Raw genomic sequence first — 15767 nt, 5'->3', positions numbered from 1 at the left:
AAATGTGAGAACAATTGGGATTGATGGCACGGGTTCGAGTGTTCGGCATCGGCCTCTGATGGTCTCGCGGTGAGCGGCTGCGTAGGCTGGCAGCTCGCCCAGCTTGGCTAGATACGTGTGGGCAGCTTAGTCATTTAGTCGGGCTGCCGTTGCAGTTCCTCGGGCAATCGCAGCGCGCGGCGCCCTCCCCTGGAGCCTGGGAGGACGAGCCCAGCGCTGCTTACGGCACCTGGGGGATTCGGAAGAGGTTGGGATCCGTCGTGGCTCGTGACATTGGGAGTTAAGTCGAAGCCGCAGCCTGATCCCAGGCCTGGACCGATCACGGCCATCAGGTCGGCGGCGTGAGTCGAAGAAATGCTGCCGCCTAAATCCCAATGGAACTCACATTAGGGCGAGCTTGCCGCTTTTCCCGTCACCCCAGGCTGCGCGCCCGGCGGATGGCATCGGCGATCGCCGACTCCAGGGCGTCGACCGGTGCACCGATGGCGGCGCTCGGCGGCAGCGTGATGGTCACCTCGCCAGCTTTTGAACGCACCAAGGTTCCGAACTTTTGCCCATCGGCCTGGACCTCGATGCGCTCGCTGCGTTCGAAGCCGGGGGGGGCGTCCAGAAGCCGAGCGAGCGTCAATGCCGGCGACAGGCTTTGGCCCCGCAGTTTCTCCACGCGCTTGAGCAGGCCGCGCCGGTCCAACGCCATGGCGGCGTTGAGTTGCTCGGCGTGGCGGAAGCTGATCTCCAGCGGCGTGCGAAAGCATTCCACGACGGCTGACGGCAGCTGCGCGACCATCAGCGCCTTGCGCACCCAGGTGTGGCTCACGCCCAGGCCTTCTGCGAGCTGGCGCTGCGTGGGGAACAATTGCTCTTCCAACGCGCGCTGGTACATCACGCCCTGCTCGTACGGTGAAAGGTCGGCGCGTTCGCGGTTCTCCCGGTCCATGGCGGCAAACAGTGCCGAGTCGCCCAACTCGTCCACCCAGATCGACGCCAGCACCGGCATGCCCAGCTCCAGCGAAGCGCGATGCCGGCGATGGCCGAAGACCAGTTCGAACTGGCCTGGCTCTTCTTTCAGCGGACGAACCAGGATCGGCTGGACATTGCCGCCCGCATGTTCGATGTCTGCCTTGAGCCCTGCGAACTCACTGGTCTTGAACGACGACTCGTGCCGGTTTGCCCAGCGGCTGGGGCGAATGGTTGCCGGATCCATCTTGCGGGTTGGAAGCGAGCCTTCGTACTGACGAAGCTTTTCGCGCAGCGTGGCCATTTCGCCTTCGACCTGCTGGATCTGCCCGCGGAAGGCGAGCATCTGGCCAGGCCCCGTTCGCGGCGCATGGCCGCCTCCGCCGACTGCGGGTGGAAACCTGGTTTCCACGCTGGCCGCTGCGTGCGGCGCAGGTTCTTCGGCCGGCGCCGCCTTGGGCAATTCCATGGGTTGCGCGGGGGCCTGCGGAAGCGACAGGTTGGCGGTGAGCGCTTCGAGGCGCTTTCGGGTACTAGACATGGTGCGGACTCCTGAAGCGTGGAAACCCGGTTTCCACAAGCGGGGATCGCGACGCCCCGAACGGCGGCGACGGCAAGGTTGGCCGTCGCGAAGGGAGCAAGCATGAGGTGCTCCCGGGATTGAAAAAGGCGGGCGTCGTGCCGAGCTTCGAATTGGCGTGTCGGCCGCGCGTGAGCCTAACGGATACGCTTGGGTGTGAAAACCTGGTTTCCAGAGCGTCCCGGTCGGTACGCAGCCGGTTGCTCGAAACTAACGGCTCTGCAATTTTCGAGAACGCCCCGAATTTGCTCTGTGGCGTGGCGCTGTTGCGCTTCACGGCAACAAGTGAACAAAGTCGTGACGAAGCATTTCCGAACGCAGGCTCATTGCGAAAAACACTTGTCGTTGATGCTGACGTTTGAATGTTCGGCAGCGACTGCACGTTGGCAGGTTGATCTATATATCTAGATATTGACGTCCGCCCAGGCGCCGAAGACCGTGCATGAGCCGAACGGTGATCCGCGTCAGCCTGACTCGGTGGAAACCAGGTTTCCACCCAAGCAGCACTTTTATTGTTGAGTGCGGTGTCGCCCTCGAACTGCAGCGATGCGCAGCGCTTGTCCAGCACAGTGTTGGGCACGGCGGCGCGCACGACGCCGTGCTCGTCTGGAAACCAGGTTTCCACGGCGGCGCATTTCCCGAAGCTTGCGCCGAGTTGATGGGGTTTATCTTGACCGAAGCTCCCCACCCTCAACGCCCTTTCCCTTGCGCGGACCACGCACCCACCACAGATTGCTCGACCAACTCGACGAACGCGTCGTACGCATCGACCGCGCGCTTGTACGTTTTGGCCGCGCCTTCATAGCGCTGTACGTCATACACGGTCGCAAACTCGGCGGCCTTGTTGCTGGTAACGCTGGTCTTGGGAATTTCCACCGGCAAGGTGTACTCGCCGTATGTCGCCTGGATCCATTGGCGCACAGCTGGCATGGCGGGGTCGGCCGCGTCGACGCGGCTGAGCAGCACATGCAGAAACTCGAAGGCCTTGCCTTCGCGGTCCTTGCTCTGCCCGTCGAGGTTGCTCCCGAGGTCAGCGAGCAACGACCAGAACTGCGCCGACGACGCAAAGTCCAATCCGGACGGCGGTACCGGCACCACGATGCCGTTGGCCGCCCAGAGCGCATTGATGGTCACATAGGAAAGTGACGGGGGCGTGTCGATGACGATCACGTCGTACAGGTCACGCACGCTCTCCAGGCCTTCATTGAGCACGTCCCAGAACTTGGCGCCGGGCTCCTGCATCTGGCGCGCTGGCAACGCGAACTCGGCCGAGAACAAGAAAGGAGCGGCGGCCACCAGGTCGAGGCCGTCCCAGTAGGTAGAACGGATCGCGTAGCGAATATCGCTCTCGGTGCCGTCGCACAGCGGGCCGATGGTCATGTCCTCGGTCACCTCGGCTTCGGGTAGCAGGCCGTGTAGCGTGGTGAGCGATCCTTGCGGATCGGTGTCGATCGCCAGCACACGGTGTCCGCGCAAGCTCAGCCCTTGGGCCAGCACCATCGCGGTCGTGGTCTTGGCCACGCCGCCTTTGAAATTGCCGACGGCGATGGTGATCGCCTTGCGGCCAGTCGGGCGCATCTTGTCTGCGCGATAGGTGCGCGTCCAGCGGCGGAGTTCGTCGAGCTCGAAAGTTCGCTTGCCGCCGGAAGGCGTCAGGCGACCTGCGGGAAGATCTTCCTTGGTAATGCGGTAGGCGACATGCGCCTTGTCGACGCCGCACAAAGCAGCGAGTTGCGCGGTGGAATAGACCGGCGGAATCTTGCGAGCTTCGGGAGCAAGCAGCATGCCCCGGATCTGCTCGACCATGGAGCCCGCGCGCGTGGCAAGGCCTGCAATGCGCTCCATGTTGATGACTTGCCTCGGGGGCGTCTGGGTGTCGCTGGAAACCTGGTTTCCACTGACTGGAGGCACGGGGACGGACATTGGGTGAACCCTATTCGACAGAATCCGGCAATTCTACGAGAATCCATCGAATGAACAAGTTCCACCGATTCCTCAGTGTCCATGCACCTGCCTAATGTGAGAACGGATAGGGAACCCGGTCTTGGCACCCTGCCGGGAAGGGGGATTTTGCGGTCTCTCGCTTGCTTTGAGGCGGGCAGAGCGCACCAGAAGCTGCAATCAGCGTGCGGAACGGTGTTCGATAGGCTTCCAGCCGCCTTCGCGAGGGCCAGAAGCCCATATCCACTCACATCAGACCCCATAGACACACACAACAACGACCGGAGAACCCCAATGGATCTCACACCAAATCCCATCCGATCTCACATTGAATCCCAGAACTACTCACAAAACCCTCGCCAAGTCGTTGTCAGAAAAGAAGAAAGTCGTTTGCCAAACTCTTCAAAATCCCAAGTGTTATTTTTCAAATAGAACAAGGCGGCTAAATTCTTTGTGAATTTACCGATTCACAATACGAAGGTATGATGTGAACCCAAGCAATTGCGATACATCAGACATGGCCGAGGAAGAGGCTCCCCCCAGCGCCCCGCGCCAACCACCGACTGCCGAAGAGCAAAGCGTCGCCAAGGCCAACGAAGCCATTGCGATTAGGCCCAAGCGCGGGCGTCTCACGCTGTTGTCCCGCCGCATCTACAACGCGTTGCTGTATCACTCGCAGCGCCAGGGCGTCGACGAACCCGTCTACAAGCTCGCGCTGAGCGAGCTCATCGGCGACGCCCGCTTCAACTCCAACAACACCGAGCTGCTCAAGGCCCACCTGCGCGACATGCAGGCGACGACCATCGAGTGGTCGACCAGCGGCCCCGCGTTGAAGCGCTGGGTGTCTTCCCAGCTGCTCGGCACCGTCACCATCGAGGAACAGGGCAGGGGCCGACCTTGCATGGTCACCTGGCGCTACCCCGAGGAAATCAAGGAGCGGCTGGTCCGTCCGCACCAGTACACACGCGTCCTGCTCGAAATCAGCGGCCAGATGCGCAGCTACTCCGCCGCCGTACTCTACGAGATCGGCGCGCGCTACCTCACGTCCCCCGGACGGCTTTCGATGCGCGAGGACGTCGTCTGGTGGGCGGCGGTGCTGACCGGCCGCAGCGACATCAAGGAAGTCGACTACCGCTTCCTCAAGCGTGACGTCATCTCCAAGGCCCTGGCGGAAATCGAAGCGCTTTGCGAAGACTTCAGCATCGAGCTGATCGAGCACAAGCGCGGCCGCAAGATCGAGGAGATCCAGTTCCGCGTGATTCCCAAGGTGCAGCAGCGCCTGGGCGACATTCCGAATGCGGAGCGCAACGTTTTCGACCTGGCACTGGTGGGCCGCCTCATCGCCCTGGGCATCAAGCAGGAAGAAGCGCAAGACCTCTACGCCACCACCGACGAGGCCCAGTTGCGCGCCACCCTCGATCACGTCGACCAGCGTTTGCGCAGCCCGACCATGCCCGAACTGAAGTCCCCCGCTGCTTACCTCAAGGACGCGCTCAAGAAGGGCTATGCCGCCGTCAAGTCGTTGCCGCCAGCCGGCACGTTGCCGCCTGCAGCGACAGCAAGCACTAACACCCCGGCGCCACCGGCAATTCCGCTGTCGCCGTCCGATCGCATGCAGCGCATTCGCGAGCTCTGGGAAAACGACCGCATGGCCCAGGCGCGCGCCATGTTCGGAGAGATGCAACCGCCCGCGCAGGGCGAGCTTCGCACGCAGTTCGAGGCACAACGGCTGGAGCAACTGGCGCCGCCCATTGCCCGCGCCTGGCGTCGCGACGGTCCGGCCAGCCGCGTGGCCGCCAGCACTTTTTACAAGTGGGTCGCCCAGACCACCTGGCCCGAGGAGCCGTCCGATCGCGTGCTGCTCGACTTCGCACTGCAGCGCGGCGTGGCTGGCATCTGAAGATCACGCGCCGCGCGCGTGATCTTTTCCTCGCTTTTCAGTTCGGCCTACACAGACCACCGCCGTTCGGCTGACACTTTCGACCTCTTCCTGCGCCAAACATGGCCTCGTTATCACTTTTGGCGGACAGCCCGAGGCAACGAACGCATGGCAGAAGAATGGACACACAACGAAGACGCAGGCGAGTGGCTGCATTTCTTCTACAAGGAAGGCCGCATACGCACGCCGGTGCGAATCAGCCGGAGCGCCCTGGAGACCTGCTTTCACTCCGCCGCGGGAGAAAGCCTGGTCAACATCTATGTGGCCCACGTCGAGGTCATTCACGACAAGGTGCGCGCGCGTCTCAGAGCTGGCGAGCGCTTCACCGCGGAAGCGCCGCTGAGCCTGTTCGCCAGCGATTTCGAAGATCGGCGCCAGGCGATGTACGTCGACCTTGTTCCGCCTCAGATGATCGAGCAGACCGCTCAAGAGCTGGATGGCAAGTTCACGGCCGAGCAGCTGGAGGCGGTGGCCTCGTGGATGCGGAAGAGGGTTGTTTCCTCTACGCGCCGTTAGTGGATTTTTGACATTGCGGCTCACTAAGGGCGAGACCACAAGAGGAGTAAATGAAGTGCGGGTCAACACGCTGGCAAGCCGTCGAAGCGCCGAATAGACTGCCCACGCCTCATTCACCGCACAAGGATTCCCATGCCGATCGACACCATGGCCACCTGGCACAAGCTCGTCAAGTCCCAGGACGCGACGGGGCTCATTGACCTGCTGGCCGACGACGCCGTCTTTCATTCGCCGGTCGTGCACAAGCAGCAGGTCGGCAAGGCAATCACGCAGCAGTACCTGGCGGCTGCGTTCCAGGTGTTCTTCAACGACAGCTTCCGCTACGTGCGCGAAGTCAAGGGCGAGCACGACGCCGTGCTCGAATTCATGGTCGAGATCGACGGCATCAGCGTCAACGGCGTCGACATGATCAAGTGGAACGACGAAGGCCGGATCGTCGAATTCAAGGTGATGCTGCGCCCGCTGAAAGCCGTGAACCTCATCCACCAGAAGATGGGCGAAATGCTCCAGGCCGCTGCAAGCGCCTGATTCGAACCCCGAAGCCTCGCTACCAACCGCCGCCCATCGCCCTGAAGGTCGCGACCACGGCCCGGCCCGTGTCGGACTGCACACGCACCAGTTGGTCGCGCGCGGTGAGCAGCTGGCGGTCCTGCTCCAGCAGTTCCATCAGGTTGAGCACGCCGCCTTCGTAGGCCTGTTGCGTGGCGGCGCGTGCCCTCGTGTCGGCATCGACTTCCAGCAGCAGCTCCTTGCGTTCGGCATCGAGTTGCCATTGGCGAACGAGCGCGTTCTCGACGTCTTCGGTGGCGCGAAGCAAGGACTGCCGGTACCGCGCCAGGGCTTCGGCCCTTGCGCCTTCGGCGCGCTCCAACTCGGCGTCCACGCGCGCGAAGTCGAACAGGCGCCAGTGCATGCCGATGGCCGCCAGGGGCTGGAAGTTCGCGGCCGACGGCGTCGCCGTGCGCAGGCTCTCGAAGCCCAGCAAGGCCGAGAGCGAGAAGCGCGGATAGTATTCCGCCCCCGCAACGCCGACGCGGGCGTTGAACGCGGCAAGACGCCGCTCCGCCGCGATCACATCGGGCCTTCGGCTCAGCAGGTCATGCGGCGTCAGTGCCATCGCCATCGACGGGATTTCCGCGCGTTCGACCGGCGCGGACAGCTCGGCGGCGTAGGTGCCCGGCGTGGCCGCCATCAGAACGTCGAGGCGGTTGAGCTGCGTTTCCTGCTCCGCCTGCAGTGACGGCAAGCTCGCCCTGACCTGCGCCACGCGCGCCTCGGCTTGCGCGCGTTCGCGCGCCGTGGCCATGCCTTCGCGCAGCCGCGACTGCACAAGCGCCAGCAGCTCGCCGTCGGTCTTGATCTGCGCGCGTGCGAGTTCGATGCGCGCCTGCGCCGCCCGCACGCGGAAATAGGCGTCGGCCGCTTCCGCTGCAACGACGACCCGCACGCCCGCGTGATCGGCCTCGGCCGCTTGCGCTTCGGCCGTGTCAGCTTCCGTGTCGCGGCGCAGGCCGCCGGCCAGGTCCAGCTCCCAGGTCGCGCCAAGGCCCGCGCTGTAGAGCGTGGCGTCGCGGCTGTAGCCGGGTTGCGAACTCGCCAGCGCACCCAGCGGGCTTTCCAGCGACTGTCGCTGCCGCGCGGCCTGCGCGTCGGCGCTGCCCGTCGGCCCTTGCGTGGCCGCGGCGCGTCGCGCGGTGGCGCGCGCCTGGTCGACCCGGGCCATCGATGCGGCGAGGTCGAGGTTCTGCGCCAGCGCGCGCTCGACGATGCGCTCCAGCGCCGGGTCGTTGAAGTTCTTCCACCAGTCTTCGACCTTCAACGCCTGGCCCGGCGAGGGCGGCGGGGCGTGCCGGTAGTTCTGCGGAAGGGCGACGTCCGGCTTGACGTAGCAGGGGCCGACGGCGCACGCCGTCACGGCCAGGGCGGCGAGGGTGACGCCAATGCGAAACAGGTTGCGAGACAGGTGGCGAAGCCGGTTCATGGGGAGTTCCTTTGAGACGATCTGCATAGTTGCTTGCATATTGAAAGTTACAGGGCTATAGTAACTTGCATATTGAAAGTCACGAGTGAATCTTCGCCAACCGACCGACCGACCGAGCGAAGCACGCCCACCGCATACCCAGGAACAACGAACATGACCGCCCCCGCCAGCGAAAGCGCCCCCGCGCCAGCCCACAGACATCGAAGCGCCCCGCGCGGCAGGACCCTCGTCGCCACCTGCGTCTTCCTCGCCGTGGCGCTCGCCGCGCTCGCCTACGGCTGGCACTGGTGGCACAACGGCCGCTTCGTCGAGCGCACCGACGACGCCTACGTGGGCGGCGACATCACCGTCATCAGTCCGCGGGTGCCCGGCTACATCCTCAGCGCCTCGGTCACCGACAACCAGACCGTGCATGCCGGCGACCTGCTGGTGAAGATCGACGACCGCGACTACCGCGCCGCCCTTGAGCGGGCCGAGGCGGCCGTCGCAGCCCAGCAGGCCGTGCTGGCCAACCTGCTCGCCACGCGGAGCCTGCAGCAGGCCGTCATCGCGCAGGCCGACGCCGGCGTCACGGCGGCCGCCGCCGAAACGCAGCGCTCACGCGACGACGCGCAGCGGCTGCGCAACCTGTCGGCCACCGCCGCCGTGTCGGTGCAAAGCTCGCAACGCGCCGACGCCGACTACAAGCAGGCCGCGGCCAACGGGCAGAAGGCCCAGGCACTGAAGCTCGCGGCCGAACGCGAGATCGACGTCATCGCCACGCGCCGCCAGCAGGCGCTCGCCGCCCTGGCCCAGGCCACCGCCGAGCGCGACATCGCCAAGCTCAACCTCGGCTACACCGAACTGCGCGCGCCCATCGACGGCACCGTCGGCAACCGCAACGCACGCACGGGCGCCTATGCCGCCGCGGGCTCTCACATGATGTCCATCGTGCCCGCGCGCGGCCTGTGGATCGACGCGAACTTCAAGGAGAGCCAGCTGGCCCGGTTCCGCCCCGGCATGGCCGCCACGGTCGAGGCCGATGCCGTGCCCGGGCGCCGCTTCCACGGCCACGTCGCGAGCCTGTCGCCGGCCACCGGCGCGCAGTTCAGCGTGCTGCCGCCGGAGAACGCCACGGGCAACTTCACCAAGATCGTGCAGCGCATTCCAGTGCGCATCGTGCTCGACGATGCCGACGGCGTGCTCGGCGTGTTGCGCCCCGGCCTCTCCGTGACCGCCGATGTCGATTCACGCGACGTGCAGCAACTGAGCGCCCGCGGCGCCGGCGAACCGTGAACGCACCCACTGCCACGACAGCGGCCACGACAGCGGGCAAGACCACGGCTACCCCCGGCGCGCACGCGGGAACCCAGGGCGTGGTCGACCCCGCCAGCATGTCGACCGCCAGCAAGGCCATCGCTTTCGCCGCGATGTGCGTGGGCATGTTCATCGCGCTCATCGACATCCAGATCGTCTCTGCCTCGCTGCGCGAAATCGGCGGTGGCCTGTCGGCCGGCACCGACGAAACGGTGTGGGTGCAAACCAGCTACCTCATCGCCGAGATCATCGTCATCCCCATGTCGGGATGGCTCTCGCGCGTGCTCTCCACGCGGTGGCTGTTCTCCATTTCGGCCGCGGGCTTCACGCTCACCAGCCTGCTGTGCGGCATTGCCTGGAACATCCAGAGCATGATCGCCTTCCGGGCGCTGCAGGGCTTCATGGGCGGCTCGATGATTCCGCTGGTCTTCACCACGGCCTTCGCGTTCTTCCAGGGCAAGCAGCGCGTGTTCGCGGCGGCCATCATCGGCGCCATCGCCTCGCTCGCGCCCACGCTCGGACCGTCGGTGGGCGGCTGGATCACCGACAGCTACTCATGGCACTGGCTGTTCTTCGTCAACCTCGTGCCGGGCATCTTCGTGGCCGTCGCCGTGCCCATGCTGGTGAAGATCGATCGCCACGACTGGTCGCTGCTGCGCAATGCCGACTACCTGGGCATGCTGCTCATGGCGCTGTTCCTGGGCTGCCTCGAATACACGCTCGAAGAGGGCCCGCGCCTCGACTGGTTCGGCGACCCGCTCATTGCCGGCGCCGCCTGGGTGTCCGGCCTGGCCGGCGTGCTGTTCGTGTGGCGTTCGCTGCGCTATGAACACCCGGTCGTCGACCTTCGTGCGCTCAAAGACCGCAACTTCGCGCTGGGCTGCCTGTTCTCGTTCATCACCGGCGTGGGCATCTTCGCGACCATCTACCTCACGCCGCTGTTCCTCGGCCGCGTCAGGGGCTTCAGCGCGCTGGAAATCGGGCTGGCCGTGTTCTCCACCGGCGTGTTCCAGATCCTCGCGATCCCGGTGTACGCCTTCTTCGCGAACCGCGTCGACCTGCGCTGGCTGATGATGTTCGGCCTGGCCTGCTTCGCGTTGTCGATGTGGCAGTTCACGCCCATCACGCACGACTGGGGCGCCGCCGAACTTTTGCTGCCGCAGGCGCTGCGCGGCATCGGCCAGCAGTTTGCCGTGCCCCCGACCGTGACGCTCACGCTGGGCGGCCTGGCAATGAACCGGCTCAAGCTCGCCTCGGGCCTGTTCAACCTCATGCGCAACCTGGGCGGCGCGCTGGGCATCGCCGTGTGCGCCACGCTGCTGAACGACCGCACCAACCTGCATTTCTACCGGCTCGCAGAGCACCTCACGCGCAGCAACGAGGCGACCACCACGCTGCTCGAAGGACTGGGCGGCCGGCTGCAGGGCGCGACCGACCAGCTGGTGGGCGCGTCGGCCTCGCTGCGGCAGCTCTGGAACCTCACGTTCCGCGAGGCCCTCACGCTCACGTTCTCCGATGTTTTCTTTGGCATCATGGTCTGCTTCATCGTCGCCACCGCGATGGTGCCGCTGATGCGCAAGGTGACGCCGACCAAGGCGCCATCGGCTGACGCGCACTGACCTCACCGCACTGCATCGCACCGGAGCCGCAACCCCATGAAACCGACCACGCCCGCCATGCTCACCACGCCTTCTGAGCCCCCCACGCGCATCGACCCCGCCCTGCGCATGAAGTACTGCCCCATCGTGCGCAGCCTGGCGCGCGTCGGCGAGCGCTGGAGCATGCTGATCCTGCGTGACGCGTTCTATGGCATCACGCGCTTCGACGACTTCGTCAACAGCCTGCAGATCGCGCCCAACATGCTCACGCGCCGGCTGACCTCGCTGGTCGAAGACGGGCTGCTGGAGCGGCGCCAGTACAACGACAAGCCGCCGCGCTACGAGTACATCCTCACGCCGCTGGGGCACGACTTCAGGCCCGTGCTGCTGGCGCTCGTCACCTGGGGCAACCAGCATTTCGCGACCGAGGGCCGCAGCGTCGTGCTGAAGGAGAAGGGCACCGGACGGCAGATCGACCCCGTGCTCGTCGACAGCGCCAACGGCAAGCCGATCACCGAAAGCGACTACGTGCTGGTGCAAGGCACGCCGCCGCAACGCGCGGCCGCGGCGGTGCCCGCAAGCCAGGGCTGAACAAGAACCGCACGCACAGGCCGAGACCTTCGCACGGCAATTTCCATGGACGGCCTCGACCTGCTCAAGACCTTTCTCGAGGTGGCCAACCGCGGCAGCTTCTCGCGCGCGGCGGGCAAGCTGGGCATCTCGAAGGCCAGCGTCAGCAAGCACGTCGCCAGCCTGGAGAGCAGGTTCAGCGTGCGGCTGTTCGACCGCTCCACACGCTCGGTCACGCTCACCGACGCGGGCCGATTGCTGCAGGAACGCAGCATGCCGCTGATGGAGATGGTCGAGCTGACGCAAAGCGAGCTCGAAGCCCGCGGCTCGCGCCCGAGCGGCCGGCTGCGCGTGACCGCGCCGCACGGGTTGGTGCAGACCGACTTTCCGGCGCTGCTGGGCGAGTTCATCACGCTGCACCCCGACGTGCACATCGACCTGCACCTGAGCAACCGGGTGATCGACCTGGTGGAGGAGGGCGTCGACGTCGCGCTGCGCGTGGGCCGCATCGGCGACGAGAACCTCATCGTGCGGCGGCTGCGCCCGATGGCCCTCACGCTGTGCGCCACGCCCGCCTACTGGGCACGGCGCGGCATGCCCGCCACGCCCGACGACATGCGCCAGCACGACGTGCTCGCCTACTCGGCGGCGGGTGGTTCCCCGCACCTGCCGTTCGAGGTGGAAGGCAAGCCCTACAACCTGCCGGTGCGCGCCCGCATGGACGCCAACGACGCCGGCGCGCTCATCGCCGCGGCGCTCGCGGGCATCGGCGCGGTCTGCGTGCCCGCGCTGCTGGCGCAGCCGCACATCGGCCGCGGGAGCCTGGTGCCGGTGCTCGCCGAATTCATGCCCCGCGACCTGTGGCTGCATGCGGCCTACACGCAGCGGCGGCACAACAGCGCGGCATTGCGCGCGTTGCTCGACATGCTGGAGGCGCGGATGCAGCAGGAAGAAGGCGCGGCCACGCCGAAGCCGTCGCGCTCGCCCGCATGGAAGGGGCCGCGCTGGGCGGACCCCGACCTCGCAACGGCATAGCCGAGCCGCGGCCCGGGCACTGCTGACGCTTCAGGTCCGCCCTGATCCGCCAGCGGACGCGCGCGACAGTGTCGCCAGTTTCTTTCTCGCGCTTTGCAGGAACCCGACACGCTCGGCAGGCAGCCGCGCCTTCGTTTCCCCGAGCGCGATCAGCTCCAGCACACCAGGCGCCGAAAGCTTCGCGCCGAGCGGATCGCGCGGTGCCAGGTTGTCGAGCCGGGTGTTCGAGACCACGTGCACTTTCAGATGGCGATGCAGCGTCTTCGACAACTTCTGGCAGGCCGCGGTCATCGCGGCCTCGTCGGGCGTGAGCTGGCCGTGCACGACCAGCAGTTCCAGCGTGCCGTCCTTGTCCTCGCCCAGCAGAAAGGCGCGCACCACCGAGTCCTTGAACTTCGAGCGCAGCATCGCGCGGACCGGCTCCGCGGCGGCGAACGACTTCAGCGCGATGCTGCGCAGCTCGTCGTGGAAGACGAAGGCGCGGTCGACCTGCACCGTCTCTTCGAACGCATCGGCCTTCTGCGGGTCTGCCTTCGGCTTGTGTTTCTCCTTCTGCTTCTTCAGCATGCCGCTGCCCACCAGGTGCTCCAGCGTGCGCGCCACGTCCGCGGCGTCCAGCTTCGAGCGCCGGGCAAGCTCGGCGTGCGAGAGCTGCTGTTCGGGCGCCGCGTAGAGCACCTTCAGGAGTTTCTGCACCTCGGGGGCGAAAAGGAAATCGGCCGCGCTCATTTTTTCCATGTCCTTGCAAGAGGGCACGCATTATGGGGAGCAATGGCGTGGCAGATCTGTCAAATGACACGGCGAGTGCGGCGAAAATCCACCGCATGCTTCTTCCTGTAACCAATGGCGCCGAGCGCGCGGAAACCCTGGCCGCCCGGCTGGGCTGCACCGTCGCCAGTTTCTCCGAACCCCAGGGCCCCGCGAGGCCCGCGCTGCTGGGCAGCGTCGCCACATTCGCCGCCACGCTCGAGGAGTTCGGCGGCCGCTGGGAGGCCGGCGACAAGGTGCACGTGTTCGCGAGCTGGCCGATGCTCGAAGCCGCGCTGCAACACGTCATCGCGCAGCGCGAGCGGGCGAACTTCGGGTGATGCGCCCGCCTCGCCGCTGGTCGCTAGTGAGAGCGCAGGTCGGCAAGAAATTTCTGCGCCCGCTCGCTGCGCGGCCTGGAGAAGAATTCTCCCGGCAGGCCCGCCTCCACCAGGCAACCCTGGTCCATGAACCAGACGCGGTCGGCCACTTCGCGCGCGAAGTTCATCTCGTGCGTCACGCACATCATCGTCATGCCGTCGCGCGCCAGCGACTTCATCACCTGCAGCACCTCGCCCACCATCTCGGGGTCCAGCGCGCTCGTGGGTTCGTCGAACAGCATGACCGGCGGGTCCATGGCCAGCGCACGCGCAATCGCCACCCGCTGCTGCTGGCCACCGGACAGCTGCCCGGGAAACGCGTCGGCCTTCGACGCCAGGCCGACGCGCTCGAGCAACTCGAGCGCGCGGGCGCGGGCCTGCGCGCGCTTGTGCTTTCGAACGCTGATCGGGCCCAGCATGATGTTCTGCGCGACCGACAGGTGCGGAAACAGGTTGAAGCTCTGGAACACGAAGCCCACCTGGCTGCGGAACTTGTTCACGTCGATCGACGGCGCGTGCACGTCCTGGCCGTCGAAGCGAATGGTGCCGCCCCGGATGTTCTCCAGCCGGTTCACCGTGCGTATCAAGGTCGACTTGCCCGAGCCCGAGGGCCCGCACACCACCACGACCTCGCCCTTGCGGACCTCCGCGCTGATGTCGTTCAGGGCACGGTAGTCGCCGTACCACTTGTTCACGAGATCGAAGGCGATCAGGGGCGTGTTGCTGGAAGACATGGTCATGCGGCCTGCTTGGGAACGATGGGTGAGGAAGTGGTGGGCGTGGCTGGCGATGCGTTGGCCAATACGGCGCCCCCGAACCCGCCTTCGCGCCGCGTGGCGATGCGGTGTTCCAGCCAGCGTGCCAGCCGCGTGAGCGAGAAGCACAGGCAGAAGTAGATGGCCGCGAGCACGAAGTACACCTGGAACGGCTGCGTCATCAACGAGCTGTTGATCTGGTTGGCCGCGAAGGTCACTTCGTTGACGCTGATCACGTAGCCCAGGGAGGTCTCCTTGATGGTGGAGACGAACTGGCTCACCAGCGCCGGCACCATGTTGTAGAGCGCTTGCGGCAGCACCACCTTCGTCATGGTCTGGCGGTAGTTCAAGCCCATGGCGCGCGCCGCCTCGGTCTGCCCGCGGGGCAGGCCCTCGATGCCGGCGCGCACGATCTCGGCCAGGTACGCCGCCTGGTAGATCACGAGCGTGATCACCATCGTCGTGAACCCGCTGACCGTGCGGCCCGTGAGCACCGGAACGAAAAAGTACACCCAGAAGATGAACATGAGCAGCGGCACGCCGCGCACCACGTAGACCACCGCGGCGGCCGGAAAGCGCAGCCAGGCGAACCCGCTCATGCGCGCCAGCGCGAGGGCCACGCCGAGCGGAAAGGCGAGCGCCAGGCCGAGCACGGAGAGCACCAGCGTGATCGCCAGGCCGCCCAGCGGTCCGTTCGGGTACTGGCCCACGAGCAGCAGCATGCCGTACTCGCGCAGGATGGAAAGAATGCTGTCCACGGTTTACCTCGTGCGGATGCGGTAGCGGTTTTCCAGCCTGGCCCCGGCGGCCATGATCAGCAGCGACACGCCCAGGTAGATCACCGTCGACAGCAGGTACACCTCCACCGTCTTGAACGACTGGCTTTCGATTTCGCGCGTTGCGTAGGTCAGCTCCGCCACGCCCACCGTCATGGCGAGGCTGGTGTTCTTGAACAGCAGCACCGTGTGGCTCACCAGCGTGGGCAGGGCGATGCGCAGCGCCTGCGGCAGCACCACCAGGCGCGAGGCCTGCAGGTACGACAGACCGACGGCGCGCGCGGCCTCCAGCTGCGACTTGGGAATCGACCGGATGCCGCCGCGCAGCCCTTCGGACACATAGGCCGCCATGCACAGGCCGATGGCGATGAAGGCCAGCAGGAACTCGCTGTCGTGCGCGTTGAGCCACTGCTGCGCCGCATGCGGCAGCAGCGCCGGCATTCCGAAGTACCAAAGGAAGACCTGCACCAGCATCGGCACGTTCTGGTGGTACTCCACGTAGCCGGCCACGCAGGCCTTCGCCACGCGGCTGTCCGACATGCGCACCATGGCGAGCACCGTGCCCAGCGCCATGGCGAACAGCCACGCCGCCGCCGTGAGCTCGAACATGGTAAGCACGCCGTGCCCTATCCACTGCGGATAGTCGCCGCGCGTCAGCACGGAAAAGTCGAGCTTGCTACCCATGGCGTGCGCTTT

The 15767-nt window shown here is 65.9% G+C and carries 15 protein-coding genes and 1 pseudogene; 9 read left to right on the top strand and 7 right to left on the bottom strand.

The features are described 5' to 3' along the window. Positions 1 to 412: 412 nt before the first annotated feature. Positions 413 to 1498 carry a ParB/RepB/Spo0J family partition protein gene (locus AB6807_RS28100; RefSeq protein WP_371087119.1) on the bottom strand — a complete coding sequence of 362 codons (1086 nt, stop codon included), beginning with the start codon at positions 1496 to 1498 and terminating at the stop codon, positions 413 to 415. A gap of 729 nt (positions 1499 to 2227) precedes the next feature. Beyond that, positions 2228 to 3382, bottom strand: a complete 1155-nt coding sequence (locus AB6807_RS28095) for an AAA family ATPase (protein WP_286514072.1) — start codon at positions 3380 to 3382, stop codon at positions 2228 to 2230. A 583-nt stretch (positions 3383 to 3965) separates the two neighbouring features. On the opposite strand from AB6807_RS28095, the gene AB6807_RS28090 reads away from it, so the two are divergent. The 3 genes from AB6807_RS28090 (at position 3966) to AB6807_RS28080 (ending at position 6461) form a co-directional block, all read left to right on the top strand. Beyond that, a complete protein-coding gene (locus AB6807_RS28090; RefSeq protein ID WP_371087118.1) occupies positions 3966 to 5378 on the top strand; it encodes a RepB family plasmid replication initiator protein in 1413 nt (470 codons plus the stop codon). Positions 5379 to 5525: 147 nt separating this feature from the next. Then, positions 5526 to 5933, top strand: coding sequence for a hypothetical protein (locus AB6807_RS28085; RefSeq protein WP_371087117.1), 408 nt, complete (start codon positions 5526 to 5528; stop codon positions 5931 to 5933). A gap of 132 nt (positions 5934 to 6065) precedes the next feature. Further along, a complete protein-coding gene (locus tag AB6807_RS28080) occupies positions 6066 to 6461 on the top strand; it encodes a nuclear transport factor 2 family protein (protein WP_371087116.1) in 396 nt (131 codons plus the stop codon). A 19-nt stretch (positions 6462 to 6480) separates the two neighbouring features. Here AB6807_RS28080 and AB6807_RS28075 read toward each other — a convergent pair whose 3' ends face one another. Then, the gene (locus tag AB6807_RS28075; protein WP_371087115.1) at positions 6481 to 7914 is read right to left on the bottom strand and encodes an efflux transporter outer membrane subunit; all 1434 of its coding nucleotides are present in this window, start codon (positions 7912 to 7914) and stop codon (positions 6481 to 6483) included. A 153-nt stretch (positions 7915 to 8067) separates the two neighbouring features. On the opposite strand from AB6807_RS28075, the gene AB6807_RS28070 reads away from it, so the two are divergent. From AB6807_RS28070 to AB6807_RS28050, 5 genes and pseudogenes are all read left to right on the top strand, one after another. Continuing rightward, the gene (locus AB6807_RS28070; protein WP_371087114.1) at positions 8068 to 9189 is read left to right on the top strand and encodes an HlyD family secretion protein; all 1122 of its coding nucleotides are present in this window, start codon (positions 8068 to 8070) and stop codon (positions 9187 to 9189) included. A 98-nt stretch (positions 9190 to 9287) separates the two neighbouring features. Beyond that, the gene (locus tag AB6807_RS28065; protein ID WP_371087188.1) at positions 9288 to 10829 is read left to right on the top strand and encodes a DHA2 family efflux MFS transporter permease subunit; all 1542 of its coding nucleotides are present in this window, start codon (positions 9288 to 9290) and stop codon (positions 10827 to 10829) included. A gap of 108 nt (positions 10830 to 10937) precedes the next feature. Beyond that, positions 10938 to 11399, top strand: coding sequence for a winged helix-turn-helix transcriptional regulator (locus AB6807_RS28060; protein WP_371087187.1), 462 nt, complete (start codon positions 10938 to 10940; stop codon positions 11397 to 11399). Between the two features lie 45 nt (positions 11400 to 11444). After that, positions 11445 to 11621 (top strand): annotated as a pseudogene (locus AB6807_RS28055) (LysR family transcriptional regulator); the annotation flags it as partial. Positions 11622 to 11651: 30 nt separating this feature from the next. Beyond that, entirely contained in the window at positions 11652 to 12413 is a 762-nt protein-coding gene (locus AB6807_RS28050; RefSeq protein WP_371087186.1) for a substrate binding domain-containing protein, read from the top strand. A 30-nt stretch (positions 12414 to 12443) separates the two neighbouring features. On the opposite strand, the gene AB6807_RS28045 is transcribed toward AB6807_RS28050, so the two are convergent. Continuing rightward, positions 12444 to 13142 carry a hypothetical protein gene (locus AB6807_RS28045; RefSeq protein WP_371087113.1) on the bottom strand — a complete coding sequence of 233 codons (699 nt, stop codon included), beginning with the start codon at positions 13140 to 13142 and terminating at the stop codon, positions 12444 to 12446. Positions 13143 to 13237: 95 nt separating this feature from the next. On the opposite strand from AB6807_RS28045, the gene AB6807_RS28040 reads away from it, so the two are divergent. Continuing rightward, positions 13238 to 13501 carry a hypothetical protein gene (locus tag AB6807_RS28040; protein ID WP_116909990.1) on the top strand — a complete coding sequence of 88 codons (264 nt, stop codon included), beginning with the start codon at positions 13238 to 13240 and terminating at the stop codon, positions 13499 to 13501. Positions 13502 to 13524: 23 nt separating this feature from the next. Here the strand turns inward: AB6807_RS28040 and AB6807_RS28035 are convergent, their stop codons facing one another. Genes AB6807_RS28035 through AB6807_RS28025 form a run of 3 tightly spaced genes read right to left on the bottom strand, consistent with a single transcriptional unit; the run spans position 13525 to position 15755 of the window. Then, a complete protein-coding gene (locus AB6807_RS28035; protein ID WP_371087185.1) occupies positions 13525 to 14253 on the bottom strand; it encodes an amino acid ABC transporter ATP-binding protein in 729 nt (242 codons plus the stop codon). A 23-nt stretch (positions 14254 to 14276) separates the two neighbouring features. After that, complete coding sequence (locus AB6807_RS28030) at positions 14277 to 15017, bottom strand: amino acid ABC transporter permease (protein WP_371087184.1); 741 nt, start codon at positions 15015 to 15017, stop codon at positions 14277 to 14279. A gap of 39 nt (positions 15018 to 15056) precedes the next feature. Further along, positions 15057 to 15755: an amino acid ABC transporter permease gene (locus AB6807_RS28025; RefSeq protein ID WP_371087112.1), complete on the bottom strand. Its 699-nt coding sequence runs from the start codon at positions 15753 to 15755 to the stop codon at positions 15057 to 15059. Positions 15756 to 15767: the final 12 nt, after the last annotated feature.

The sequence above is a fragment of the Variovorax sp. RCC_210 genome, from assembly GCF_041355175.1.
Lineage (GTDB): Bacteria > Pseudomonadota > Gammaproteobacteria > Burkholderiales > Burkholderiaceae_C > Variovorax.
The sequence above is the reverse complement of the archived record's forward strand: the minus strand, read 5'-3'. Positions and strand labels throughout refer to the sequence as shown.

What these genes read in the sequence shown, in the direction of transcription:
- AB6807_RS28100 (WP_371087119.1), bottom strand. Translation starts at nt 1,498, where the DNA reads ATGTCTAGTACCCGAAAGCGCCTCGAAGCGCTCACCGCCAACCTGTCG.
- AB6807_RS28060 (WP_371087187.1), top strand. Translation starts at nt 10,938, where the DNA reads ATGAAGTACTGCCCCATCGTGCGCAGCCTGGCGCGCGTCGGCGAGCGC.
- AB6807_RS28070 (WP_371087114.1), top strand. Translation starts at nt 8,068, where the DNA reads ATGACCGCCCCCGCCAGCGAAAGCGCCCCCGCGCCAGCCCACAGACAT.
- AB6807_RS28080 (WP_371087116.1), top strand. Translation starts at nt 6,066, where the DNA reads ATGCCGATCGACACCATGGCCACCTGGCACAAGCTCGTCAAGTCCCAG.
- AB6807_RS28075 (WP_371087115.1), bottom strand. Translation starts at nt 7,914, where the DNA reads ATGAACCGGCTTCGCCACCTGTCTCGCAACCTGTTTCGCATTGGCGTC.
- AB6807_RS28085 (WP_371087117.1), top strand. Translation starts at nt 5,526, where the DNA reads ATGGCAGAAGAATGGACACACAACGAAGACGCAGGCGAGTGGCTGCAT.
- AB6807_RS28025 (WP_371087112.1), bottom strand. Translation starts at nt 15,755, where the DNA reads ATGGGTAGCAAGCTCGACTTTTCCGTGCTGACGCGCGGCGACTATCCG.
- AB6807_RS28040 (WP_116909990.1), top strand. Translation starts at nt 13,238, where the DNA reads ATGCTTCTTCCTGTAACCAATGGCGCCGAGCGCGCGGAAACCCTGGCC.
- AB6807_RS28095 (WP_286514072.1), bottom strand. Translation starts at nt 3,382, where the DNA reads ATGGAGCGCATTGCAGGCCTTGCCACGCGCGCGGGCTCCATGGTCGAG.
- AB6807_RS28050 (WP_371087186.1), top strand. Translation starts at nt 11,652, where the DNA reads ATGCCGCTGATGGAGATGGTCGAGCTGACGCAAAGCGAGCTCGAAGCC.
- AB6807_RS28030 (WP_371087184.1), bottom strand. Translation starts at nt 15,017, where the DNA reads ATGCTGCTGCTCGTGGGCCAGTACCCGAACGGACCGCTGGGCGGCCTG.
- AB6807_RS28045 (WP_371087113.1), bottom strand. Translation starts at nt 13,142, where the DNA reads ATGAGCGCGGCCGATTTCCTTTTCGCCCCCGAGGTGCAGAAACTCCTG.
- AB6807_RS28065 (WP_371087188.1), top strand. Translation starts at nt 9,288, where the DNA reads ATGTCGACCGCCAGCAAGGCCATCGCTTTCGCCGCGATGTGCGTGGGC.